7 protein-coding genes are annotated in these 7,814 nt (G+C 54.6%); all 7 read right to left on the bottom strand.

Features of this window, described 5'->3' with window-relative positions:
• Positions 1-510: indolepyruvate oxidoreductase subunit beta (locus tag AB7E65_RS10875; RefSeq protein WP_428745888.1), on the bottom strand; the 510-nt coding region annotated here is incomplete at its 3' end.
• Positions 500-2,269, bottom strand: coding sequence for an indolepyruvate ferredoxin oxidoreductase subunit alpha (gene iorA / locus AB7E65_RS10870; protein WP_072287724.1), 1,770 nt, complete (start codon positions 2,267-2,269; stop codon positions 500-502). The genes AB7E65_RS10875 and iorA, both read right to left, overlap by 11 nt.
• Positions 2,270-2,364: 95 nt before the next feature.
• Positions 2,365-3,300: an exopolyphosphatase gene (locus AB7E65_RS10865; RefSeq protein ID WP_428745887.1), complete on the bottom strand. Its 936-nt coding sequence runs from the start codon at positions 3,298-3,300 to the stop codon at positions 2,365-2,367.
• Positions 3,301-4,989, bottom strand: a complete 1,689-nt coding sequence (locus tag AB7E65_RS10860) for a Na/Pi cotransporter family protein (protein WP_072287726.1) — start codon at positions 4,987-4,989, stop codon at positions 3,301-3,303.
• Positions 4,990-5,328: 339 nt separating this feature from the next.
• Positions 5,329-5,943: an L-threonylcarbamoyladenylate synthase gene (locus AB7E65_RS10855; RefSeq protein ID WP_072287727.1), complete on the bottom strand. Its 615-nt coding sequence runs from the start codon at positions 5,941-5,943 to the stop codon at positions 5,329-5,331.
• 31 nt (positions 5,944-5,974) lie between these two features.
• Complete coding sequence (dut, locus tag AB7E65_RS10850) at positions 5,975-6,418, bottom strand: dUTP diphosphatase (protein WP_072287728.1); 444 nt, start codon at positions 6,416-6,418, stop codon at positions 5,975-5,977.
• Between the two features lie 47 nt (positions 6,419-6,465).
• Positions 6,466-7,725, bottom strand: coding sequence for a M16 family metallopeptidase (locus tag AB7E65_RS10845; RefSeq protein ID WP_072287729.1), 1,260 nt, complete (start codon positions 7,723-7,725; stop codon positions 6,466-6,468).
• Between the last annotated feature and the right edge of the window lie 89 nt (positions 7,726-7,814).

Raw genomic sequence — 7,814 nt, 5'->3', positions numbered from 1 at the left:
CAGCGTTTCGTGCCAGTAGCTGGTCTCGATGGGCAAAGCGGTGGACAAAGCACCCAGCAGGGCGATGTTGGCGGTCCGCGGATTGCCGGCGCGGGATGCCACGGCGAGGCCATCCATCACGAGGGTGTCGGGAAACGCCTGCCGGATTTTCTGTGGAATGTTTTCAGGATATTTTTCCCTGCCAAGAGTCACTGGCGGCGGCAGGATTTTAAGATCGTTGGCTACCACCTTGGCGCCCTGCTGCAGCAACGGCAGGTACCGATAGGTTTCAAGCAATTCGAATCCCAGTAGAATATCTCCCTGCCCTTCAGGAATAATCGAAGAAAAGACCTTGGCACCATAGCGTATATGGGAAACGACACTGCCGCCTCGCTGCGCCATACCGTGAATTTCACTTTTTTTGACGTCGTATCCGGCCAGCATCAGAACCTCGGACAGAACTTCGCTGGCCAGAAGGATGCCCTGTCCCCCTACCCCGGAAATAAGAATATTGGTCACTTTATCCTTCATGACGGACTCCTATGGCGTCAAAATGGCACATCTGGGAACACAGGCCGCATCCACAACACAGTAGCGGATTGATGACCGCCTTGCCCTTATCGCCGGCATCCGGTTGCCATTCGATGGCCGGGCAACCAAGCTGGAGACAGGCCCTGCAACCGGTGCATTTGTCCGCATCGACAGCCAGGGAGGGTTGCCGCTTCACCGGGTCACGTTTGACCAGCATACAGGGTCGCCGGGCGATGACAACCGAAACCTCGGGACGCTGCATTTCGGTTTTGATAACGTTGCGGGTGTGTTCGATGTCGTAGGGATCGATCACGGTGACATGCTTCACGCCGACACTGCGGCACAAGGCCTCAAGATCGATGCGCGTGGTTTCCTCTCCCATCAGGGTGTAGCCGGAACCGGGGTTTTCCTGACGCCCGGTCATGGCGGTAATGCGATTATCCAGGATCAGAACCGTGGCGGTCGATTTGTTGTAAACCATATCCATCAAACCGTTGATGCCGGTATGCAGGAAGGTGGAATCACCGATTACCGCAACCACCCGCCGGGCCTCTTCCGGATCAAGAACTTTGGTCATCCCCGTGGCATTGCCGATGCTGGCGCCCATGCAGATGCAGGTATCCATGGCGGAAAGGGGCTCCATGAAACCGAGCGTATAACAGCCGATATCACCAGTAACAAAAGCCTTGAGCCGGTTCAGGCTGTAAAAGATGCTGCGATGAGGACAGCCAGGGCACATATTGGGAGGCCGGTTGGGCAATGGTTCGGATGGTACGAAATAGTTTTGGACATCCTTGGCGGTCAGCGCTTTATTCAACCGTGCCGGCGTCAGTTCGCCGCAAATGGGCAACAGATCCTTGCCATGCACGGCGATCCCCAGAGCCCGGACCTGTTCTTCGATAAAGGGATCGAGCTCTTCAATAACATAAAGGGTGTCGTAGCGACTGGCGAAATCCCGAATCAGCTGCTTAGGCAGGGGATAGACCAGCCCGAGTTTCAGAATATCGGCGTCAGGAAGAATTTCTTTTGCGTAAAGGTAGGAAACGCCGCTGGTGATAACGCCGACTTTCCCCTCGCCGACCTCGATCCGGTTGAAGGACTGGTGGCAAGCCCACTCTTCCATGCTGCGCAGGCGTTCCTCCACCACCGTGTGGCGCTTGCGGGCATTGCCCGGCAGCATGACGAATTTAGCGGGATTTTTCTCGATACAGCCTGCAGTCGATGGTCCGGCCGCAGGCTCGCCCGGTTCGACGACCGATTTGGAATGGGAAATACGGGTGGTGGTGCGCAACATGACCGGCGTATCGAACCGTTCGCTGACTTCCAGGGCGAGCCGGGTAAAATCGAGCGCTTCCTGACTGTCCGAAGGTTCGAACATGGGGATTTTCGCAAACTTGGCGTAATTACGGTTATCTTGTTCGTTTTGGGAGGAATGCAGTTCGGGGTCGTCGGCCGTTACAAGGACCAGGCCGCCGCGCACGCCGGTATAGGAAAGCGTGAACAGTGGATCGGCAGCCACATTGACGCCAACGTGCTTCATGGCCACGAGCGCTCTTCCGCCACCAAAGGATGCACCGATGCCGACCTCCAGTGCCACCTTTTCATTAGGCGCCCAGGACGCATCGATAGTGGAATATCGTGCAATATTTTCCAGGATTTCCGTACTCGGTGTACCGGGATAGGCCGATGCGACCTTGACCCCGGCTTCGAAGGCACCCCGGGCGATGGCTTCGTTTCCAGATAACATGGTGCGTTTCATGTTGCGTCCTTTTCGGCTGAGACAAAGCGTCGATTGAATGCAAAATGGCGTTCTAAAATAACGTCAGAGACTATACGAAAACCGCTCAGAGCTTGTCAATCCTTCTCAAAGTCATCAGAATACCCTGTCATTTGCAGTAAAAGCCCTTCCAGAAGTCCGAAATCACTTACCTTCATGGTTGATTTCTCAAAACGATCCAGAATCGAAAGAATGATGCGAAGCCCCGGCATAATGAGATCGCCTCGACCCTTCTCGAGCCCTGGAAGCTGCTCACGTTGCGCTATCGACAAGGGGGCGAGTCGGCAGGCCAGTGATTCGATTTCGTTTCTGGACAGCACAAGATTGTTCACCCGCATACCGTCGTACTCAACCATCCTCAGTTTTATTGCAGCCAGAGTGGTGACCGTGCCAGCTGTTCCCACCAGAGTGGCAGTGTTCTGGCGAGCCATTCCGATAATGCCTGCCAGGGTCAGGTCGCGAACAACGTCCTCGAGGATCGTATCGATATATGCCAATTGCCGGGAGGGCTCCGCATATCTCTCACACAGATCCACTACTCCCAGAGGATAACTGCGATTGAATACAATGTTCCCCTGTTCGCTCCATATAAATTCGGTGCTGCCACCACCAATATCAAACACCAGACAATGATCCGGGCGTGGATCCAGTGCTGCGAACACTCCCAGGCAGCTGAGTCGTGCCTCTTCTTCACCGCCGATGATATGGAGAGCCAAACCCGTGGCCAGTTTTACCCTTGCGACGAATTCTTCGGCGTTGGGAGCCCGGCGCAAGGCTTCGGTTCCTACGACTCGCACGGCATCAATTCCGGCAGAGGCGACAAGGTCCGACATCTCTTCCAGAGCGGCTATCGTGTGATCCATGCGATCCGCGGCAAGGCCTGTGCGGGGATCAGAACCGCCGGCCAACCGGGTAACACGGCGGATATAACGCAGATTACTGAACCCTCCCTGACGGGGTTGCCCGACAGCCAGGCGCACGGTGTTGGATCCGACATCGATGGCAGCCAGCATTTAGCGTTCTCCCACAACAGCCCTGCCCACATTAAACGCATGGCTGCCGACCTTGGAAAACCCCTGCAGCATATCGATGAAAATCAATCCTTGCTGCACGGAGCATTCTCCGGTATTCAGGCGTGCGATATGGTTGTTGCGAAGGGTATCCTCAAGTTCGTCGATGGCGGTTACCATGGTTACGGCAATGGGTTTGATGCTGGCATCGTTTCGATCGAGAGCATCGACCACAAACGCCAGAAAGTCCCGGGTTTTCCCCGCCAGTTCCTCGACCTCCTGCCAGGCGACGGAGGAAAAGGGCAATTTCAACTCACGCAATCGTCCGATCAGGCGCCACAACATTTCACAATGGTCGCCAACCCGTTCGAGATCGTTGACCATGTGCATCATGGAAGCGACATCGCGGGACATGTCCTGGGTAATGGATTTCTGCGAGAGGTTTACCAGGAAATCCGTTATCTCCTTTTGCAGCAAGTCGACGACTTCTTCTTTTTTTTCAAGCGCTGTCAGGCGCTTGAGATTTCCATCGCGGAAAAAAGCCATGCTTTCATCGAGCATTTCCAGGGTCAGATGCGCCATGCGCCGGGTTTCGGATCGTGCCTGTCCAAGAGCGATGGGAGGGGTATTGAGAACACGGTTGTCGATGTATTTAAGGTGAAACTCCATCAATTCATCCTTGCCGGGCAGGATCATGCAGGCGAGTTTGGCCAGCAGTCCGATAAGCGGAAGGAAAATAAGGGTATTGATAACATTGAAAAGACTGTGCGCATTGGCAATGTGCCAGGATATGTTTGGCTGATCGCCAATGGCGGCCCCGATCTCGGCGGATTCGGCCGTGGTCCGCACGATAAAGCTGGGATCGCCGGGGGTGAGGCTGTCAACCGCCTGCAAAAAGACCGGAAAGCACAGGACGATAAAAATGACGCCCAGCACGTTGAACAGGAGGTGGGCCAGGGCCGTGCGGCGCGCCGCCAGGTTGGTGCCGATAGCCGCAAGATTGGCAGTAACCGTGGTACCGATATTCTCGCCGAGAATCAGGGCAACACTGACATCGAAATTCAACAGGCCGCTGCTTGCCAGAGCCATGGTAATCCCGATAGTGGCACTGCTGCTCTGGACGAGGATGGTAAGCAGAGCTCCGGAAAGGACGGCCAGAAGGTAGTTATCCCCCACCATCAAAAAGAATTCCCGGAACACATCGCTCCCCTTCAAGGGGTCGAAGGCACCTTTCATGGTGGCGAGTCCGTAAAACAGAATGCCGAAACCCAGCAGAATTTCGCCGCAATATATCCAGGTTTTGTTGCGGGAAAACAGCTTCAGTCCCGTGCCCACACCAATGGCCGGCAGTGCAAACTGCGTAATCTTGAGGGCAAGAAGCTGGGCGGTGATGGTGGTGCCGATATTGGCCCCGAGAACCACGCCGATAGCCTGCATCAGCGTCATGAGCCCGGCATTGACGAATCCTATCACCATGACGGTCGTGGCACTGGAGGATTGAATGATCGCTGTAACCGCAAGACCGACAAACATGCCGATAAACCGGTTGGTGGTCAGGGCGGCAAGAATTTTGCGCATCCGGTTTCCGGCGACCTTCTGCAGACCTTCTGACATGATTTTCATGCCGAACAGAAACAGTCCCAGACCACCGATCAGGCCAAACAAGGTCGCCTGATTGAACAAATTCAGCATGGGAAGGATTCTCCTCTGTCCGGCAGATTGTTGAAAAAGTCCTTTGGTGGGCTTTTTCCATCTGCCAAGGTGAAAACAATTACCCGTCGTGCTGACAAAGTCGGGTTACATTGCCGTGGATAGAAAACCACCTTCGAATCTGGCACCCGACATAGGCTTTACGTGCCGACTTAACGCGTCGGACGACAAACGATATGCGACGAAGGGGAAAAAATCACACGACCGGCGGCACTATACCCGATGCGGGAGGGTTTTTCAAGATGAAGGGCACCTGGTGCCAGTCGCGGCAAGGCTGGATAAATGCAAACGACGTTGCAGAAAAAAACAATAGCTTCAGGCCTAAAGCTGATGAATCCAGTCGGTGTTGCCCGCTCCCTGGCGCAGCACCTCTATTTTGTCATCGATCAGACTGATAACAGTGGAGGCCTCACCCGTAATAATGCCACCGTCGACAATCATATCGATCTGCCTGCCGAGACGTTCATTGATAACGGAGGGGTCGTAACAGGGTTCCTCTCCTGAAATGTTGGCGCTGGTGGTCACCAGAGGATGGCCCAGTTCACGAACAATGGCCAGAGCGATGGAATTGGACGGGATGCGAATCCCGACCGTTTTCTGTTTGGTAACGAGCAGGTCGGGAACCACCCGCGTGGCTTCAAGCACGAAGGTGTAGGGACCGGGAAGATAGCGTCTCATGATTTTGAAGGCAAAGTTGCTGACCTGTGCATAGTTGGCCACATCCGAGAGATCGGCGCATATAAATGAAAAGGGCTTGCGCTGACTGCGCTCCTTCATCTGGTAGATGCGCTTGACCCCTTTGCGATTGAATATATCGCAACCCAGTCCGTAAATCGTATCGGTGGGGTAAGCGATCACGCCTCCCTGCTTGACGCATTCAACAACCCGGTTGATCAATCGTTTTTGAGGTGTATCGGGATTTATGGCAAGAATCATGACTCGTATCCTTTCCTGTGCCGATCGAAAGCTAGCAACCGGTATGACCAAACCCCCCATCGTTGCGACCGGTTTCGTCAAGATTCTCGACCAATTCGAGAACGGCCTGCCGAACCGGCGCGATAACCAACTGGGCAATACGGTCCCCTGGCGAAACCATAAAGGTCTCGCTACCGTGATTGATAAGGATGATGCCGATTTCCCCCCGGTAATCCGCATCGATTGTTCCGGGCGCATTGACCAGGGTAACACCGCGATGCAGAGCCAGACCCGAGCGTGGCCTGACCTGCCCCTCGTAACCGGGCGGGATGGCGACGGCGATTCCGGTTGGAATCACGGCGCGGCTTCCGGGTTCAAGCACCATGATCGAATCCGGGCAGGCATAAAGATCCATGCCTGCGGCATGCCGGCTCATGTAGGCAGGCAACAGGGCTTGGGAACGCATTCTTTTTATTTTAATTGTAATCGTTTTCATAAAAATGCAAGACAAGGGGACTATTGCCCGGTCAGGACGGAAATAATTCAGCCGAGCGTCATGTCGACGGCAGGGAATGCGTCCCCTCGAATCGGTCCAAGTATCTGTAGATTTATACAATCATCGCGCAGATAGGTTCGAGCCAGTTCCAGAATGTGCCTACCGGAAACCCGCTGCAAACTTTCGACGACATCGGCGGGCGACTGGACCCGTCCCAGGTAGATTTCATTTTTGGCAAGACGGGTCATGCGGTTTTCCGTGCTTTCCAGCGAAAGCATGAATTGTCCTTTGAGCAGATCCTTGGCTGCCTGCAGCTCCGCGGCCATCGGCTCTGCCTGTCGGAACCTGGACAGCTCTTTCAGCACCAGATTGACGGCATGCTGCAGGTCGCCGGCGGAAGTACCTGCATATACAATCAGGGCGCCGACATCGGAATGGGCGCTGAGGTAGCTGTAGATGGAATAGGCCATTCCCCGTTCTTCACGAAGGACCTGAAACAGCCGGGAACTCATGCTGCCACCAAGCATGGTATTGAGAACATTGCCGGCAAACCGTTGATCATGCGTTTGCGGAGGAGCGGAACACCCGAGACAAAAGTGAACCTGTTCAATATCCTTAAAAACGGAACGGATACAGGAGTGACCGTCAGGGGGCGTTTGCGAAACCGGTTTCTTCCCGGCAGCGTAACCATTGAAAAGTCTTTCAATCCGGGCAACAAGCTCATCATGCCGCACATCCCCGGTAACGCAAATAATGAGATTGCCGCCACCGTAAAATCTTTCGAGATAATCGACCAGGTGGTGACGTTCCAGGGACTGGACCGATGACATCGAGCCGATCACGGGTCTGCCCAGGGAATTGCCCTGCCAGAACGAACGCGCGAACATCTCGTGGATACAATCCTCGGGGGAATCTTCCAGCATGTGAAGTTCCTGGAGAATTACCCGGCGCTCTTTTTCCAGTTCGTCAAGGTCAATAACGGAGTTGAGAATGATGTCGGACAGAAGGTCGATTGCAAGAGGCAGGTCGTGGCCGGCAACCCTGGCGTAATAACAGCTGTATTCAGAACTGGTAAAGGCGTTGAGAGCGCCGCCTACCGAATCGATTTGCTTGGCGATAGCCGGCGCGCTGCGATGGATGGTTCCTTTGAACAGCATGTGTTCAAGAAAATGGGAAACGCCGCTGAGCTCAGAAGGTTCATGGCGGGATCCGCATTCGACCCAGAAGCCCGCCGTTGCCGAATAGGCACCCGGCACGCGCTCCGTAAGAATGCGGATCCCGTTATCCAGAACAGTTTTCTGAACCATGACGGTCTGACTTACCCTTCTTCGGGAAGGGTTTCACCAAGGGCTTCCTTGCGTGACAGTTTGATTTTACCCTGGCGATCAATATCCAG

This window comes from Syntrophotalea sp. (assembly GCF_050253115.1).
Taxonomy (GTDB): Bacteria; Desulfobacterota; Desulfuromonadia; order Desulfuromonadales; family Syntrophotaleaceae; genus Syntrophotalea; species Syntrophotalea acetylenica.
Note: the sequence above shows the minus strand (reverse complement) of the source record. Positions and strands in the feature narration are given on the sequence as shown.

What these genes read in the sequence shown, in the direction of transcription:
- AB7E65_RS10860 (WP_072287726.1), bottom strand. Translation starts at nt 4,989, where the DNA reads ATGCTGAATTTGTTCAATCAGGCGACCTTGTTTGGCCTGATCGGTGGT.
- dut (WP_072287728.1), bottom strand. Translation starts at nt 6,418, where the DNA reads ATGAAAACGATTACAATTAAAATAAAAAGAATGCGTTCCCAAGCCCTG.
- iorA (WP_072287724.1), bottom strand. Translation starts at nt 2,269, where the DNA reads ATGAAACGCACCATGTTATCTGGAAACGAAGCCATCGCCCGGGGTGCC.
- AB7E65_RS10865 (WP_428745887.1), bottom strand. Translation starts at nt 3,300, where the DNA reads ATGCTGGCTGCCATCGATGTCGGATCCAACACCGTGCGCCTGGCTGTC.
- AB7E65_RS10845 (WP_072287729.1), bottom strand. Translation starts at nt 7,725, where the DNA reads ATGGTTCAGAAAACTGTTCTGGATAACGGGATCCGCATTCTTACGGAG.
- AB7E65_RS10855 (WP_072287727.1), bottom strand. Translation starts at nt 5,943, where the DNA reads ATGATTCTTGCCATAAATCCCGATACACCTCAAAAACGATTGATCAAC.